The sequence below is a fragment of the Dactylosporangium darangshiense genome (genome assembly GCF_039537565.1).
Taxonomy (GTDB): Bacteria; Actinomycetota; Actinomycetes; order Mycobacteriales; family Micromonosporaceae; genus Dactylosporangium; species Dactylosporangium darangshiense.
In genome coordinates, this window is sequence record NZ_BAABAT010000007.1 from 234,968 (window position 1) to 250,316 (window position 15,349).

The 15,349-nt window shown below is 73.3% G+C and carries 19 protein-coding genes; 12 read left to right on the forward strand and 7 right to left on the reverse strand.

Going from position 1 to position 15,349, the window contains the following annotated elements; all coding sequences use genetic code 11:
- Position 1: 1 nt before the first annotated feature.
- Positions 2-349 (forward strand): STAS domain-containing protein, encoded by a 348-nt coding sequence (locus tag ABD901_RS16620; protein ID WP_345127737.1) that lies wholly within the window; start codon positions 2-4, stop codon positions 347-349.
- A 2-nt stretch (positions 350-351) separates the two neighbouring features.
- Here the strand turns inward: ABD901_RS16620 and ABD901_RS16625 are convergent, their stop codons facing one another.
- Together ABD901_RS16625 and ABD901_RS16630 are read right to left on the reverse strand one after the other, a co-directional pair.
- Positions 352-1,764, reverse strand: a complete 1,413-nt coding sequence (locus tag ABD901_RS16625; RefSeq protein WP_345127740.1) for an aldehyde dehydrogenase family protein — start codon at positions 1,762-1,764, stop codon at positions 352-354.
- 140 nt (positions 1,765-1,904) lie between these two features.
- On the reverse strand, positions 1,905-2,411 hold the full coding sequence (locus ABD901_RS16630) for a hypothetical protein (protein ID WP_345127741.1): 507 nt from the start codon (positions 2,409-2,411) through the stop codon (positions 1,905-1,907).
- A gap of 1,092 nt (positions 2,412-3,503) precedes the next feature.
- On the opposite strand from ABD901_RS16630, the gene ABD901_RS16635 reads away from it, so the two are divergent.
- Positions 3,504-3,728, forward strand: coding sequence for an ATP-binding cassette domain-containing protein (locus ABD901_RS16635; protein WP_345127742.1), 225 nt, complete (start codon positions 3,504-3,506; stop codon positions 3,726-3,728).
- Positions 3,725-4,741 carry a zinc-binding dehydrogenase gene (locus tag ABD901_RS16640; RefSeq protein WP_345127743.1) on the forward strand — a complete coding sequence of 339 codons (1,017 nt, stop codon included), beginning with the start codon at positions 3,725-3,727 and terminating at the stop codon, positions 4,739-4,741. Before ABD901_RS16635 ends, ABD901_RS16640 begins: the two co-directional genes overlap by 4 nt.
- On the opposite strand, the gene ABD901_RS16645 is transcribed toward ABD901_RS16640, so the two are convergent.
- Positions 4,738-5,226: a flavin reductase family protein gene (locus ABD901_RS16645; RefSeq protein WP_345127744.1), complete on the reverse strand. Its 489-nt coding sequence runs from the start codon at positions 5,224-5,226 to the stop codon at positions 4,738-4,740. The two genes, ABD901_RS16640 and ABD901_RS16645, sit on opposite strands and share 4 nt — an antisense overlap.
- 59 nt (positions 5,227-5,285) lie before the next feature.
- On the opposite strand from ABD901_RS16645, the gene ABD901_RS16650 reads away from it, so the two are divergent.
- A complete protein-coding gene (locus tag ABD901_RS16650) occupies positions 5,286-6,248 on the forward strand; it encodes a glycoside hydrolase family 43 protein (protein WP_345127745.1) in 963 nt (320 codons plus the stop codon).
- Here the strand turns inward: ABD901_RS16650 and ABD901_RS16655 are convergent.
- Positions 6,235-6,621, reverse strand: coding sequence for a hypothetical protein (locus ABD901_RS16655; RefSeq protein ID WP_345127746.1), 387 nt, complete (start codon positions 6,619-6,621; stop codon positions 6,235-6,237). The genes ABD901_RS16650 and ABD901_RS16655 overlap by 14 nt on opposite strands.
- Before the next feature lie 30 nt (positions 6,622-6,651).
- Positions 6,652-6,768 (reverse strand): hypothetical protein, encoded by a 117-nt coding sequence (locus ABD901_RS16660; RefSeq protein ID WP_345127747.1) that lies wholly within the window; start codon positions 6,766-6,768, stop codon positions 6,652-6,654.
- On the opposite strand from ABD901_RS16660, the gene ABD901_RS16665 reads away from it, so the two are divergent.
- A complete protein-coding gene (locus tag ABD901_RS16665; protein WP_345127748.1) occupies positions 6,767-6,997 on the forward strand; it encodes a hypothetical protein in 231 nt (76 codons plus the stop codon). The genes ABD901_RS16660 and ABD901_RS16665 overlap by 2 nt on opposite strands.
- Before the next feature lie 90 nt (positions 6,998-7,087).
- The gene (locus tag ABD901_RS16670; protein ID WP_345127749.1) at positions 7,088-7,606 is read left to right on the forward strand and encodes a TrmH family RNA methyltransferase; all 519 of its coding nucleotides are present in this window, start codon (positions 7,088-7,090) and stop codon (positions 7,604-7,606) included.
- Here ABD901_RS16670 and ABD901_RS16675 read toward each other — a convergent pair.
- Positions 7,601-8,053, reverse strand: coding sequence for an SRPBCC family protein (locus ABD901_RS16675; protein WP_345127750.1), 453 nt, complete (start codon positions 8,051-8,053; stop codon positions 7,601-7,603). The two genes, ABD901_RS16670 and ABD901_RS16675, sit on opposite strands and share 6 nt — an antisense overlap.
- 155 nt (positions 8,054-8,208) lie before the next feature.
- On the opposite strand from ABD901_RS16675, the gene ABD901_RS16680 reads away from it, so the two are divergent.
- Together ABD901_RS16680 and ABD901_RS16685 are read left to right on the forward strand one after the other, a co-directional pair.
- Entirely contained in the window at positions 8,209-8,553 is a 345-nt protein-coding gene (locus ABD901_RS16680; RefSeq protein ID WP_345127751.1) for a YciI family protein, read from the forward strand.
- On the forward strand, positions 8,543-9,733 hold the full coding sequence (locus ABD901_RS16685; protein ID WP_345127753.1) for an RNA polymerase sigma factor: 1,191 nt from the start codon (positions 8,543-8,545) through the stop codon (positions 9,731-9,733). The genes ABD901_RS16680 and ABD901_RS16685 overlap by 11 nt, the downstream gene beginning before the upstream one ends.
- On the opposite strand, the gene ABD901_RS16690 is transcribed toward ABD901_RS16685, so the two are convergent.
- On the reverse strand, positions 9,730-11,418 hold the full coding sequence (locus ABD901_RS16690; protein ID WP_345127755.1) for a tannase/feruloyl esterase family alpha/beta hydrolase: 1,689 nt from the start codon (positions 11,416-11,418) through the stop codon (positions 9,730-9,732). The two genes, ABD901_RS16685 and ABD901_RS16690, sit on opposite strands and share 4 nt — an antisense overlap.
- Before the next feature lie 190 nt (positions 11,419-11,608).
- On the opposite strand from ABD901_RS16690, the gene ABD901_RS16695 reads away from it, so the two are divergent.
- Genes ABD901_RS16695 through ABD901_RS16710 form a run of 4 tightly spaced genes read left to right on the forward strand, consistent with a single transcriptional unit; the run spans position 11,609 to position 15,348 of the window.
- Positions 11,609-12,313, forward strand: a complete 705-nt coding sequence (locus tag ABD901_RS16695) for a 4-carboxy-4-hydroxy-2-oxoadipate aldolase/oxaloacetate decarboxylase (RefSeq protein WP_345127757.1) — start codon at positions 11,609-11,611, stop codon at positions 12,311-12,313.
- The gene (locus ABD901_RS16700) at positions 12,306-13,385 is read left to right on the forward strand and encodes a 4-oxalomesaconate tautomerase (protein WP_345127758.1); all 1,080 of its coding nucleotides are present in this window, start codon (positions 12,306-12,308) and stop codon (positions 13,383-13,385) included. Before ABD901_RS16695 ends, ABD901_RS16700 begins: the two co-directional genes overlap by 8 nt.
- 17 nt (positions 13,386-13,402) lie before the next feature.
- Entirely contained in the window at positions 13,403-14,356 is a 954-nt protein-coding gene (locus ABD901_RS16705) for a VOC family protein (protein WP_345127760.1), read from the forward strand.
- Entirely contained in the window at positions 14,353-15,348 is a 996-nt protein-coding gene (locus ABD901_RS16710; protein WP_345127762.1) for an amidohydrolase family protein, read from the forward strand. The genes ABD901_RS16705 and ABD901_RS16710 overlap by 4 nt, the downstream gene beginning before the upstream one ends.
- Position 15,349 lies beyond the last annotated feature (1 nt).

Consider the following 15,349-nt stretch of genomic DNA (forward strand, 5'->3'; position numbering starts at 1 on the left):
GATGAACGGCGAGCGTCAGGTCCGGGTGTACACCTCCGGCGGCTGCGAGGTCGTGCAGCTGCTCGGCGAGATCGACCACGCCACCGCGCCCCTCGTCGAGCAGGACGTGCTCGTCAGCGTGCGGGCGAACACCGGCGTCGTGCTGGACCTCACCGAGACGACGTTCCTGGACAGCGCGGGCCTGCTGTGCCTCGACCGGGTGGTGACCGCGTTCAGCGACCGCGGCGCGCCCGTGCGGGTGGCGGCGCCGGCCGAGGGCATGGTCCGCTTCACCCTCGACCTCATCGGCTTCCTGCCCGACCTGCTGGCCGAGGACGTCGACTCGGCGGTGGCCGCGATGGCGTTCTAGGCTCAGCCCAGGGCGTCGCCGACCGGGCCGTAGGCCGAGTTCTCCACGACCAGGCGGCGGTTGGCGAACTCGGTGATGCCGGCGTGCGCCAGCTCCCGGCCGTAGCCGGAGCGCTTGACGCCGCCGAAGGGCAGGTTGGGCTCCGACGTCGTCGGGTGGTTGATCCACACCATGCCGGTCTCCAGCCGGTCGGCGACCGCGTGCGCGCGCAGGACGTCGCCGGCGAAGACGGCGCCGCCGAGGCCGTAGGGCGAGTCGTTGGCCAGCGCGACCGCCGCCTCCTCGTCGGCGACCGGGAACACGACCGCCACCGGGCCGGCGAGCTCCTCGTGGTAGGCGCGCATGTCCGGGCGGACCCCGGTGAGCACGGTCGGCTCGACGAAGGCGCCGCGCCGGTCGATGCGGTGGCCGCCCGTCACCGCCGTCGCGCCGCGCTCGCACGCGTCGTCGAGCTGGTCCATCAGGCGCGCGGCCGCGGCCTCCGAGCACAGCGGGGCGAGGGTCGTCGAGGCGTCGGCCGGGTCGCCGGGGCGCAGGGCGTGAAAACGCTCGGCCAGCAGGGCCACGAACTCGGCGTACACCTTCCGCACGACGATCATGCGGCGCGCGCTGATGCCGCCCTGGCCCATGTTGTGCAGCCGGCTCGCGACGGCGGCCTCCACGGTGCGCTCGAGATGCTCGCCGTCCAGGACGATGAAGGGGTCCCGGCCGCCGAGGTCCAGCACGGTCTTCTTGGCCCGCCGACCGGCGCGCTCGGCGAGCCCGGCGCCACCCGCGTCGCCGCCCGCCTCGGCGCCGATGAGCGACGCGGCGCAGACCTGCTCGTGCTCGACGACGGCGCCGACGTCGCGGTCCTCGACCAGCAGCACCTCGAAGCACCCCTCGCCGGCGCCGGCCTCCGCGAGCACCTCGGCGAGCGCGAGGGCCGTCTGCGGGCAGCCGGCGGCGGGCCGCACGAGCACGGTGTTGCCCAGCACCAGGTTCGGCGCGGCGAAGCGCACGGCGTGAAAGAACGGGAAGTGCCCCGGCTGCACGCCGAGGACCGGCCCGAGCGGATCGTTGCGCAGCACGGCGGTGCCGCGCTCGACCTTCAGCGGCTCGTCGGCGATCAGGGCCGGCCCCTCGTCGGCGTAGTACCGCAGGGTCCGCACGGCCAGGTCGACCTCGGCGCGGCTGTGCCGGATCAGCTTGCCGGTCTCGAGGGTGATGAGCGCCTCGAGCTCCTCGGCCCGGTCGGCGGCCATCCGGGCGGCGCGGTGCAGCACCTCGGCCCGATCCGTCGCCGGCGTCGAACGCCATCCGGTGAACGCCCGGGCGGCCCGGCGCACGGCCGCGTCGACGGCACCGGCACCCATCGGCTCGAACTCGCGGACCGTCTCGGCGGTGTACGGGTTGACGGTGGCGATCGGTGACATGGCCGCCTCCTTCGCTCGGGCCCGCCATCTCTACCCGCTCCCGGCCCTGGTGAACGCGTGGCCGCGGCCCACCGCCCGCGCAAGGATGCGAACCAGCAGGTGGACGCACGCCCGGATGCATGCCGGCCAGCGGCCGAGCCTCAGCCGACCCGCCAGGAGACACCGTTGCGCATCTCGTGCGTCGAGTAGTAGATCTCGCCGCTGTGCGCGTCCCGCCCGAAGAACACGGTGCCGTGCACCTTGCCCCCCGCCGTGAGGGTGCGGTGCGGCAGGTCGCTGCCGCAGTCGGCGCCGAGCGGCCCGACGGCGAGGCTCATGCTGTGCGACGAGCCGTCGTAGGGCGCGAAGTACATGAAGTCGTCGGCGGCGACCGGCCACGCCCCCATGACCGCCTCGATCGTCACGTCGGCGACGAGGTACACCTTCGCCGCCGACGGCCGCACCTGATCGCACCCGGTCCGCCGGGCCACGGCCGAGTGCATGGTCACGCGCGCCTCCCCGGCGTCCGTGCGCAGCAGGGCGGTCGTCCCCAGCGCGAGCGGCGCATCGGCCGGCGCCACGTCCCGGTGGGCCACCGCGTAGGCCCCGGCCCCGCCGAGCAACACCACGACGGCCGTCAAAACGATCACGATGAGGCGCCGGCGCATCGGCGCAGTCTACAAGTTCACTGCGCTCAAAGTGGGGCAGCTAAAATCCATCCAAAACCCCACAAATACGGCAGCGCGCCCGGCATGGTTTCGGGCCGCAAGAAAGCCGCGAACCATGAAACGAACACCACCCTTGCCGCTCACGGTCTGGACCACCGACTGATGACCCGCACGGACCCGGCGGCGGCAGACGGCCTGGAGGAATGACCGTAGGGCAGGTCTGGCCTGGAACCACTGTGCCCCGTTGATAAGGGCAGGCCGAAGGCGCCCGCCACCATCGGCCGAGCGTCGTTGCTCAGCCCCTCGTCCAGGTGCATCTGCGCTCGTGCGACGACGGCCCGGACTCTGGCGCTCCCCTGTTCCGCTCGCCATCCGCGCGGCCGTGGCGGGCCGTCGTGGCAAGACCGCTGGTTCACTTGGACGAGGGGCTGACAAACGACGCTCGGCCGATGGTGGAGGGCGCCTTCGGCCTGCCCTTATCAATGGGGCACAGTGGTCCAGGTCCGCCGCTGCCCAAGGTGATTCCTCCAGACCGTCTGCCGCCGGCGGATCCGTACGGGTCATCAGTCGGTGGTCCAGACCGTAACGCGGCAAGGTTGATATACGTCTCGAGGTCTGGGGCTTCCGTGCGGCTCGAATGGACGTCCGAGAAATTGGCGTCGGTGGGCCGTGCGGACGGTATTCGATGAATTGCACGATTCCAATTTCCGGCGCTCGCGGATTCCGGCGGCCGACGAATCTGCGCCGCACAACACGTCTGGCCAGGCCCCAGGTCCGTTGCCGCGCGTGTTCCCGGCGGAACTCCTCGCCCGCGGGAGAATACCGCCGCGATTTGGTTCGGTCGCGCATGGCAGCCAATTCTTTCGTGGTGAACAATTGTAGCTGCCGCATACGAAAATTATCTCAAAGCCCGGCCGAAATCGCTGCCCCGACCGGTCGCGGATCATTTCAGATAGCGCATCCGGGCGGCAAGAGCTTGTCATTACCCCTCGGACCTGACCGACGACCAGTGGTTCCTGGTCGAGCCTCTGCTGCCCCGCCGAACACCGGCGGCCGTCCGGAGAAGCATCCCCGCCGGGCCGTACGATCGTGATGGTGCTGCACGACCTGAACCTCGCCGCCCGCTACGCCGACCACGTCGTGGCGATGCGCGACGGCCGGATCGTCGCGCAGGGCCGGCCCGCCGAGGGGTTCACCGTGGAGGTGCTCGAGTCGGTGTTCGGCCTGTCCGCCCTGGTCGTGCCGGACCCGGCGACGGGCACGCCGCTGGTCGTACCGCTGCCTCGTGCTCCCCGCCCCGCGCTGGAGGAAGTTTGAACCGCACCGCCCGCTTCCACGCCGCCGGCGACGTCCGCCTGGCCGACGAGCCCATGCCGACGGTGGCCGACGGCGAGAGCCTGGTCGAGGTGACCGCGGTCGGCCTGTGCGGATCCGACCTGCACTGGTGGGCCGAGGGAGGCATCGGCGACGCCCGCATCGCCCACCCGATCGTCGGTGGCCACGAGATGGCCGGCATCGTCCGCGGCGGACGTCTCGACGGCGTGCGCGTGGCGATCGACCCCGCCATCCCGTGCCGCCACTGCGACCTGTGCCGGGCCGGCCACCCGAACCTGTGCCGCGACATCGTCTTCGCCGGCCACGGCCTGCGCGACGGCGGCCTGCAGCGCTACCTGCCCTGGCCGACGGACCGCCTGTTCCCGCTCCCCGGCACGATGACCGACGCCGACGGCGCCATGCTCGAGCCCTTGGGCGTGGCGATCCACGCCGTCGACCTCGGCCACGTCCCGCTGGGCGCCGACGTCGCGGTCATCGGCGCCGGCCCGATCGGCCTGCTGCTCATCCAGGTCGCCCGGGCGGCCGGCGCCGCGCGCGTGCTCTCCGCGGACCCGCTCCCCCACCGCCGCGAGGCCGCCGCCCGCTACGGCGCCGACGCCGTGCTCGACCCCGCCGCGCCCGGCTACGAGTCGGCGCTGGCCGCCTTCACCGACGGCCGCGGCGTGGACGTGGCCTTCGAGATCGCCGGCACCGACGCCGCGATCGAGGCCGCGATCATCGCCGCCCGCCCCGGCGCCCGGGTCGTGCTCGGCGGCATCCCGAGCACCGAGACGTCCGCGTTCCCCGCCGCGACGGCCCGCCGCAAGGGCCTGACCTTCGCGATGGTGCGCCGGATGAAGGAGGTGTACCCGAGGGCCGCCGCCCTGGTCTCCTCGGGCCGCGCCGACGTCCGCTCCCTGGTGAGCCACTCCTACCCGCTGGAGCAGGTGGCCACGGCCTTCGAGACCGGCAACGCCCGCACCGGCCTCAAGGTCGTCGTGACCCCCGTGCCCTAGCCTTCGGTCACGAAGCGGCGCTCGTGGTAGATCAGGCGACCGCCCGGCGGGCCGACCTCCGCCGCGACGACCTCGGCGACGACCACCATCGAGGCGCCGACCGGGAGGCGGTGCAGTGTCACGCAGCGCAGGGCGGCCTGTGCGCCGGGGAGGATCGGCTCGCCGGTCGGCAGGATCGTCCAGCCCTGCTCGGGGGTGAAGCGCGGCGCGCCCGGGCGCGAGAAGTCGCGGGCCAGGTCGGCGTGCTCGGCGCCGAGGATGTTCACCACGAGGCGGTCGGCCGCCGCGATCAGGCGCGCTGACGGGGAGTCCATCACCGAGAACGACAGCGCGGGCGGTGCGAGCGACACCGAGGCGACGCTGGAGGCCGTCAGCCCGGCCGGGCCGTCCGGGCCGGCCACGGTGATGACGGCCACACCCGTCGGGTATCCCCGGAAGGCGGCCTTGAACTGCTCCACCACGCCGGTGCCGATGTCCACGCTCACGCGCACGACGGTAGAACCTCAACCCGGGTTCAGGTCAACCCCGGGCATAGGATTCCGTGATGTCCGAACCCATTTTGGCCGGCTTCCACCCGGACCCGTCGATCTGCCGGGTCGGCGACGAGTATTACCTGGTCAACTCGTCGTTCGAGTACCTGCCGGGCGTGCCGGTCTCGGTGAGCCGCGACCTCGTGCGCTGGCGGCACATCGGGCACGTGCTGGACCGCGACGAACAGATCACACTGCCCTCGGGGGCGGGCAGCGGCGGGATCTTCGCGCCGACGCTGCGGTACCACGGCAGGCGCTTCTGGATGGTCACCACGAACGTCGCGCGGTTTGCGGACGGGCACCTGATCGTGTGGAGCGAGGACCCGGCCGGGCCGTGGAGCGCGCCGGTCTACACCGCCGGCGCGGTCGGCGTCGACCCTGACCTCGCGTGGGACGACGACGGCACGTGCTACCTCACGTGGGCGGTGCCCGGCGCGCCCGACCCGATCCGGCAGGCGCGTGTCGACCCGCTGACCGGCGCGCTGCGCGACGAACCCGTCACGCTGTGGTCCGGCACCGGGCTCGCCTATCCGGAGGGGCCGCACCTGTACCGGCGCGGCGAATGGTGGTACCTCCTGCTCGCCGAGGGCGGCACGGAGCGCGGCCACGCCGTCACGCTCGCGCGCTCCCGGCGGCCGTCCGGGCCGTTCGAGCCGCACCCGGGCAACCCGCCGGTCGGACCGCTGACGCAGGTGCTCGCGCGGGCACCGCTCGCGGACGGTCGCGTAAGTCTCGCGATCCGAACGGTGCCGCACCCGGTGACCGACGGTCCGGCCGCCGGTCCGGACCTAGTGCAGCTGGGCCACTTGGCCGGCGGCGAGTTCGTCGCGATGGCCGAGCTGGACGGCCGCTACCTGTCGACAGAGGTCGCCGCGGGCTTCACCGGCCGGGTCGTCGGCGTCGAGCAGGTCGACGGGCCGAGCACTATCGAGCGCTTCACGTACGCGCCTGAAAATTACAACGTCAGTCCGAGGTGAAGAGGCCCTGGAGGCCGACGAGGATCGCGACGACGCCGAAGACGGCCAGCAGCAGGGCCGCGCCGGTGGGGGCGTCCGGGCCCGTTGTGGTGGGCGTCTTGCGGCCGGTGAGCCGCTCCCACAGCAGCGCCAGGCCGACGCCGATGCCGACGATCTCGAAGTGGTACACCCTGCCGCCCGACAGCAGATGCATGAGCAGATAGGCGCCGCCGCAGGCGAGGGCGACGATGCCCACCACCCATCCGAAGGGCGCGGCCCGCTCGGCGAACTTCCCGAGGTCGTCGCCGACCCTCGGTAGCCGCCGCAGCAGGGCGATGGCGAGCAGGAACCCGCCGGCGATGTTGGCCAGGTCGAGCAGCAGCGCCAGGATCACGGTCGGCAATGGTAGCGGAGCCGCGCCCGGTCAGTCCTCTTCGCGGGGCAGTGCGCCGACGGTGCCGATGCGCCAGTAGCCGCGGACCGATGCTTGCTCGCGCGGTCGGGCGCGCTCGTCGCGCAGGTGGCGGCGCAGGTCGCGCATGACGCCCGCCTCGCCGGCGGCCCGCGAAGGTCTCCGCGCTCACGGGGATCGCGGCGACGACGTCGAGCAGGGGCCGGCGGGCAGCCAGCGCACGACGACCCGCGCCACGCGGGCGGCCGAGGGTCTGCCCGAGCTGGAGTCGTGGGTGCGGGCCGTCGACCACGAGTCCCTGGCGGTGGCCCTGCCGGCCCCGCGGGGACTGGTTAAGCGGACGCGCGCGCTATGCTGAGGGCGACCTCGTCGTCGTCGATGGCCCGCGTGCGCCGAGAAGCACGCCCCTCATGATTCTCGAACGCCGGAGCGCGAGCGCTCCCCTGCGGTGACCCCCGCCATCCGGGTGCGGACCCGCAGCGAGCTTCGCACGTCCCGCCGCCCACGCCGCCACCGGTGCTGGGGCCACCTCATCGCCGCGCCGCTGTGGCCCATGCACGGCGCCAACCTCGGCACGCTGCTGCGCACCTGCGACGCCGTCGGCGCGTGCCTCGCGGCGCCGCCGTTCCCGTGGGTCGACGAAGCCCTCGCGCGCGGCAACACACTGTGGCAGCCGACGTGCGTACACCGCGTGAGCGACCCGGCCCGCTGGCTCGGGGCCGAGCGCGCCGGCGGCGCCCGGATCGTCGGCGTCGAGCTGGCCGACGAGGCGGTGCGCCTCGCCGACCTCCCCGCCGCCCGCGGCCGCACGGTGATCGTCCTCGGCCACGAGCGGACCGGCATCCCGCCCGAGGCCCTCGACCTGCTCGACGGGGCGGTCGAGATCCCGATGGTCGGCACCGGGATGAGCCTCAACGTGGCGGTCGCCGGCTCGCTCGTGCTGTACAAGCTGGCCGGTCTCCTATGAGTCCCAGCGGCTGATCTCGCCGGCCGGGTAGGCGGCGAACGCGCCGCTCTCCGCGCCGGTCTTGAGGCTGGTCAGGTACGCGCCCCAGTTGGTGCTGCAGCCGCCCATGAACTCGCTGGGCTCGGCCCAGCCGGCATGGGTGAACAGCAGCGTCGTCCCGCCACCCGCGGCAGGGCGCAGCGCGAACGTGATCCGGGTGCCCAGCCACGGGCCTGGGCCGTCGGTCACGCGCCAGATGATCTCGTCCGGCGCGTCGGCCACCACCTCCATGACGGCGGCGGGCTTCTCGGCGTCGCCGAAGTACACGCCGAATCGGGCGCCGACGGCGTGCTCACCGTCGGCCGGCCGGCCGGTCCACCAGCGGCCGATGCCGTCGGCGCTCGCGACGAGGTCGTGCACACGCTCCCGGGGCGCGTCGACGCTGATGCGGTGCAGGATGTCGGGCATGAGGCTGTCCCCTCGTTCGGTAAGGACGGTTCAGGGCAGCAACGAACGGCCACGCCCCCGACGGACACCTGCGAGCCGGAAAACTCGGTGTCCGTCGGTGCGCGCGCCGTTCGTCTGATACTCGAACCCGCACCGACCACCACCGGAGGCAACCGATGCAGTACGCGCTGTTGATCTACGACGCCGAGGAGTCGCCCGCCGAGCGGGCCGCGCAGACCGTGCCGGCCGACGTCGCCGAGATGCTCGGGCGGCCCTGCGTCGCCGGCTGGGCCCGCCTGCACGCCGCGGGCTCGGCCACGACGCTGCACCACGGGGAGGGTGCGCCGCTGCTGACCGACGGGCCCTTCGTCGAGAGCAAGGAGTACATCGCCGGCCTCATCGTCATCGACGCCGACGACCTCGACGGGGCGCTGGCCATCGCCGAGGCGTTCCAGGCGACCCGCAGCAATGGCGCGATCGAGGTGCGGCCCGTCATCGAGGGCCGGTTCCATGGCGCTTGATGCCGTCTTCCGCGAGCAGTGGGGCCGCGTCCTGGCCACGCTGATCGGGATCCTCGGCGACTTCGAGCTGGCGGAGGAGGCGACCGCCGAGGCGTTCGCCATCGCCGCCGAGCGGTGGCCGCGTGACGGCGAGCCGGCCAGCCCCGTCGGCTGGCTGGTCACCACCGCACGTAACCGCGCCGTCGACCAGTTGCGCCGCCGTAAGGTCCTGGCCGAGAAGACGAAGCTGCTCGCCCGGGACCTCGAATCCGGGCCGGAGGAACCGGAGGCCGACCCGGACGACGCCGCGACGATCCCCGACGAACGGCTCGAGCTGATCTTCACCTGCTGCCACCCGTCGCTCGCCCTGGACGCGCAGGTGGCGCTCACCCTGCGGGCGCTGGGCGGCCTGTCGACCGAGGAGATAGCCCTGGCGTTCCTCGTGCCGTTCGAGACGATGAGCAAGCGGCTGGTCCGGGCCAAGCACAAGATTCGCGACGCCGGCATCCCGTTCGCGGTGCCGCCCGAGGACCGGCTGCCGCAGCGGCTGGGCGCGGTGCTCGCGGTGGTGTACCTCATCTTCAACGAGGGCTGGGGCGGCGGCCGCGTCGACCTCGCCGCCGAGGCGATCGGGCTCGGCCGGGCCCTTGCCGGACTCATGCCCGACGAGAGCGAGGCGCTCGCGCTGCTCGCGCTGATGCTGCTGCACGATGCGCGGCGGGCGGCGCGGCTGCGCGACGGACGGGTTGTGCCGCTCGACGAGCAGGACCGGTCGCGGTGGGACGAGGCGCAGATCGGCGAGGGCCGGGCGCTGCTGCGCCGGGCGATGGACCGGCGGCGCACCGGGCCCTACCTCGTCCAGGCGGCAATCGCCGACCTGCACCTGAACCAGCCGCGCGACTGGCGCCAGATCGCCGCGCTCTACGAGCGGCTCGTGCGCCTGACCGGCTCACCGATCGTCGAGCTGAACCTGGCCGTCGCCGTGGCCGAGATCGACGGGCCGGAGGCCGGGCTGGCCATCCTCGACCGGCTCGACCTCGGCCACTACCGCTACTTCCACTCCACCCGCGCCGACCTGCTGCGCCGGGCCGGCCGGCACGGCGAGGCCCACCGCGCCTACCGGCGCGCGCTGGACCTCGCGCAGACCGAGCACGAGCAGCGGTACCTTCGCGACCGCCTCGGCGAAACCGGGACCCACTAGTCGCAGACGAGCCTGCCGTTCACGACGCGGCACGTTGCCTGGTAACCGTGGGTGTACAGGTTGTGGCCGAGCCAGTCGTAGCCGACGGTGGACGGGCGCCGCGGCGTGTACGACACGAAGTTCGCCGCGTCGTCGATGCTGCCGGTGCCGTCGTAGCGGGCGACCGCCGGGTAGGGGAAGACCGGACGGGTGCGGGTGACGGCGCCGTTCTCCACCCGCGACACGACGAGCCGGCTGGGCGCGGTGTCCCGTTCGACCCACGCCATGAGCGGGCTCATGACGTCGAAGCGGTCCGGGCCGAGGCCGCCGGCGCAATGCGCCATGCCCGGGAACAGGTACAGCCGCGCGAACCCGTCCACCGTGCGCCCGCCCATGGTGCGGCGCATCGCGTCGTAGTACTCCAGTGTCGACTGCGGCGTAATGTGCTGGTCCGACCAGCCGTGCCACAGCACCAGCTTCCCGCCGCGGCGGGCGAAGCGGGACAGGTCCGGGTCGGTGGCGGCGAGGTAGTCCGACGTCCGCACCGTGCGCCGGAACGACTCGACGGTGAACTGCAGGTCCGACAGCTGGTACGCCGGGTCGGCGACGTTGCGGTAGGCGAGGTACCGCAGGAACGACAGCGCGATGTTCTCGCTGAACGTCGTCTGCCCGGGCGCGGCCGGCACGAACAGCGTCCAGTCCAGCTCCGAGCCCCACTCGTGCGCGATCTCCTGTTCGAGGCGCACGCCGTCGGCGGTCGTCGCGCCGTCGTGCAGCCGGCGCACCACGCCGGCCTCGGCCGTGCTGAGGCAGGTGGCGGGGTCCTGTGCGGGCCGGCAGGCCAGGCGGCCCGGGTCGAAACGGCAGTCCCGCGGGTCGTCGAGCTGGCCGTCGACCAGGCCGTCGATGCCGTCGCAGGCGGCCATGACCGCGCTGTGGATCAGCGGCAGCTTGCCGGCGAGCAGGATCGGGTTGCCGGCGGCGTCGCGGTTGGCCAGCACGTTCCACGCGTGGTGGAAGGTGTTCTGCACGACGAGGTCGTTGGCGGGCGCGCCGGCGGCGATGCCGTCGAAGTCGCCGGGGTAGCGCTGGGCCTCCATGAGCGCCTCGCGGCCGCCGTCGGAGCAGCCGTCGAAGTAGCTGTACGCCGGTGACCGGCCGTAGAAGCGCTGGATGACCGCCTTGGCCACCTGGGCGGTGACGTGCACGCCGCGGTACGCGAAGTCGATGAGCGCCTGCGGGTTGCCGGCCGCCCACGAGCCGTCCGGGCGTCCCTGGTGGCCCATGTCGGTGGTGGCGGAGGCGATGGTGCCGTCGGTGATCGGCGCGCAGCCGTCGGCCTGCGTGTAGTTGATGTTCGAGCTGCCGCACAGGCCGCCGCAGCCCGTCTGCAGGTACCGCTGGGTCCAGCCCTGCACCGGCAGCCGCATGACGAACGTGTTCGCCGGCGCGATGGTGCCCTGCACGGCGCAGTAGGGCGCGGGCGCCCCGGCGGTGGACACGACCGCGGAGGTGATGGTGACCGGCGCGTCGGTGACGCCGGTGAGGTCGAGCCCGGTGACGGCGGCGCAGTCCATGACGGGCGCGATGGCGCCCAGCGGGCCGCGACCGTGCGCCGCCGCGGGCGAGCCCGCGGCCGGTGAGAGGGTGGCGGACAGGATCGCGACGGCGCAGGCGAGCGCCGTTGTCCAACGTTTGGCACGCATGGTGATCTCCCTTGATGACCAGTCGACGCGAGTGGCGGCCCGGGCGTGCCGGCCCACCGTACGACTGAGGACATCGGCGAAACAAGATGTGCGCCAATATTGTTGACAATTGACCACCAGCACCCTAGGCGGCATGCCGTGACGTCCACGAGATTGTTGACAATATTGCTGGGCAGCCTAGGCTGGGCGCATGATGAGGACCGTGGTCGTGACCGGGCCGCCGCGGGCGGACGTCGCCGCGGCCGAGCGGCTCGGCGCGTTCGGCGTGGCGACCGTGCACGAGGCCATCGGCCGCTCGGGCTACCTCGGGCCGGAGTTCCGCCCGGCGTGGGCGGGCGCGCGGGTCGGCGGCACCGCCGTCACCGTGCTGTGCTGGCCGGGCGACAACCTGATGATCCACGTCGCCGTCGAGCAGTGCCGGCCGGGCGACGTGCTCGTGGTGGCCACCGCCGCGCCGTCCACCGACGGGCTCTTCGGCGAGCTGTTCGCCGTCTCGCTGCGCGCCCGCGGCGTGCGCGGCGTGGTGCTCGCCACCGGCGTCCGCGACGTCGGCGCGCTGCGCGACATGCGCTTCCCGGCCTGGTCGCGGGCCGTCAGCGCGCAGGGCACCGTCAAGGCGACGGCCGGCTCGGTGAACCTGCCGGTCGTGCTCGGCGGGCAGACGGTCCACCCCGGCGACGTGATCCTCGGCGACGACGACGGCGTCATGGTCGTGCCCCGCGCCGACGTCGACCGGGCCCTCGTCGCCGCGCAGGCCCGCGTCGACAAGGAGGACGCCAGCCGCGCCGCGTTCGCCGCCGGGGAGCTGGGCCTGGACCGCTACGGGCTGCGCGCCATGCTGCCGGGCCTGGGCATCGAGTACGTGGCCTACGACGACTTCCACGCCCGTGACTGACTACGACGAGACGGGTGTGCGCTGCACCATGCTGCGCGCCGGGACCTCCCGCGGGCTGTACTTCGAGCCCGCCGACCTGCCCGCCGACCCCGCCGAGCGCGACGAGCTGCTGCTGCGGCTGATGGGCACCCCCGACCCGCGCCAGATCGACGGCCTCGGCGGCGCCACGTCGCTGACCAGCAAGGTCGCGATCGTCGGGCCGTCGGCGAGCCCCGACGCCGACATCGACTACCTCTTCCTGCAGCTCGGCGTGGCGGACGCGACCGTGAGTGACCGGCAGAACTGCGGCAACATCCTCGCCGGGGTCGGTCCGTTCGCCGTCGAGCGCGGGCTCGTGCCGGCCGGCACCGCCGAGACGAGCGTGCGCATCCGCATGGTGAACTCCGGCGGCCTCGCCGTCGCGACGTTCCCGACGCCGGGCGGGCGGGTCGAGTACCGCGGCGAAGTCGCCATCTCCGGCGTGCCCGGCACCGCCGCGCCGGTGACGCTCGCGTTCACCGGCACCGAGGGCTCCGCGACCGGCCGCCTTCTGCCCACCGGCAGCGTCCGCGACGTGCTCGACGGCACCCCGATCACCTGCGTCGACAACGGCATGCCGGTCGTCGTCGCGGCCGCGGAGGCGTTCGGGCTCACCGGCGCCGAAACCCACGCCGAGCTCGCCGCCGACGCCGCGCTGCTGGAGCGCGTCGACGCGTTCCGCCGCAAGGCCGGCGCGCTGATGGGCCTCGGCGACGCCGGTGATTCGTCGGTACCGAAGACCGTCCTCGTCTCCCCGCCCCGCGACGGCGGCCAGGTGGGCACCCGCTCCTTCATCCCCGTCCAGCCGCACACGTCGATCGGCGTGCTCGCCGCGGTCAGCGTCGTCACCGGCCTGCTCCTGCCCGGCTCGGTCGGCCACGAGCTCACCGCCGGCTGGCCGCCCGGCTCGCGGGTCGACGTCGAGCACCCCAGCGGCCACGTGCTCGTCGACGTCGTCGTGGACGTCGCCGCCGACCCGCCCCGCGCCCTACGCTCCGGCGTGGTGCGCACCGCCCGCAAGCTCTTCGACGGCGTCGCCTTCCCCCGCGCGTGAACCCCCGGAGACCGCCCATGCCGCCCCTGCACCACGTCGCCCACCTCGCACACATCGAACTGCGCACCCCGGTGTTCGACGAGAGCCTCGAGTTCTTCGTCCGGTACCTCGGCCTGTCCGTCAACGGCGAGGCCGGCGACTCCGTCTTCCTGCGCGCCTGGGACGACTACAGCAACGCCACGATCAAGCTCACGCGGCACTCGACATCCGGCGTCGGGCGGACCAACCTGCGCGCGGCGAGCCCGGAGTTCCTGCGGCGGCGGGTGGCCGCGATCGAGGCGACCGGCCGCGGCCTCGGCTGGCGCGACGGCGACCCCGGCTTCGGGCCCACCTACGTGTTCACCGACCCCGACGGCCACGAGTTCGGCCTGTTCTACGAATGCGAGTGGTACCGCCCGCCGGCCGAGCTGGCCCCGGCGCTGAAGAACCAGGCGAGCGCCTACCCGGGCCGCGGCGTGAGCGTGCGCCGCCTCGACCACGTCAACTACCTCGGCGTCGACGTCGAGGGCAACCGCGACTTCCACCGCGACACGCTCGGCGCCCTCGTCACCGAGCAGATCGTGCTGAACGACGGCGGCGTCGCCGGCAGCTGGACCACCTACACCAGCAAGGGCTACGACGTCGTCTACACCCGCGACCGCACCGGCACCGCCGGGCGGCTGCACCACGTCGCGTTCGCCACCGACACCCGCGAGGACATCCTGCGCGCCGCGGACATCGCCCTGGAGCAGGGCGTGTTCATCGAGACCGGCCCGCACAAGCACGCGATCCAGCAGACCTTCTTCCTGTACGTGTACGAGCCCGGCGGCAACCGCATCGAGCTGTGCAACGCCGGCGCCCGCCTGGTGCTCGCCCCCGACTGGCGCCCGGTCGACTGGACCGAGGCCGAGCGCGCCAAGGGCCAGGCGTGGGGCCTGCAGACGATCGCGTCGTTCCACACGCACGGCACCCCGCCCGTGGACCATTCATGATCATCGACTGCCACGGCCACTACACGACGGCCCCCGAGGCGCACACCGCGTGGCGCACCGCCCAGCTCGCCGCGTTCGAGCGGGGCGAGCCGGCCCCGCCCTACCCGGACATCACCGATGACGAGATCCGCGCGACGATCGAGGACAGCCAGCTGCGGCTCATGGACGAGCGCGGCGTCGACCTGACCCTGTTCTCGCCGCGCGCCTCGGCGATGGGCCACCACGCCGGCGACGAGGCCACCAGCCTGGCCTGGGCGCGGGCCTGCAACGACCTCGTCGCGCGGGTCGTGGCGCTGTTCCCGGGCCGCTTCGCCGGCGTCTGCCAGCTGCCCCAGTCCCCCGGCGCGCCGATCGGCAACGCGGTCGCGGAGCTGCGCCGCTGCGTCGAGGAGCTCGGGTTCGTCGGCTGCAACCTCAACCCCGACCCGAGCGGCGGGCACTGGACGTCGGCGCCGCTGACCGACCGGTCGTGGTACCCGATGTACGAGGCCCTCGCCGAGCTCGACGTCCCGGCGATGGTGCACGTCTCGGCGGTCACCAACCGAAACTTCCACGCCACCGGCTCGCACTACCTCAACGCGGACACGACCGCGTTCATGCAGCTGCTGCAGGCCGACCTGTTCCGCGACCTGCCCGGGCTGCGCCTGGTGATCCCGCACGGCGGCGGCGCCGTGCCCTACCACTGGGGCCGGTTCCGCGGCCTCGCCGACATGCTCGGCCGCCCGCCGGTGGAGGAGGCGCTGATGGGCAACGTCTTCTTCGACACCTGCGTCTACCACCAGCCGGGCATCGACCTGCTCTTCGCCGTCGCCGAGCCCGACAACATCCTCTTCGGCTCGGAGATGGTGGGTGCGGTCCGCGGGATCGACCCGCGGACCGGCCACCACTTCGACGACACGCGCCGCTACGTCGACGCCGTCGGCCTGGACGACGAGGCGCGCGCGAAGGTCTACGAGTTCAACGCCCGCCGGGTGTACCCCCGGCTGGCGTGAC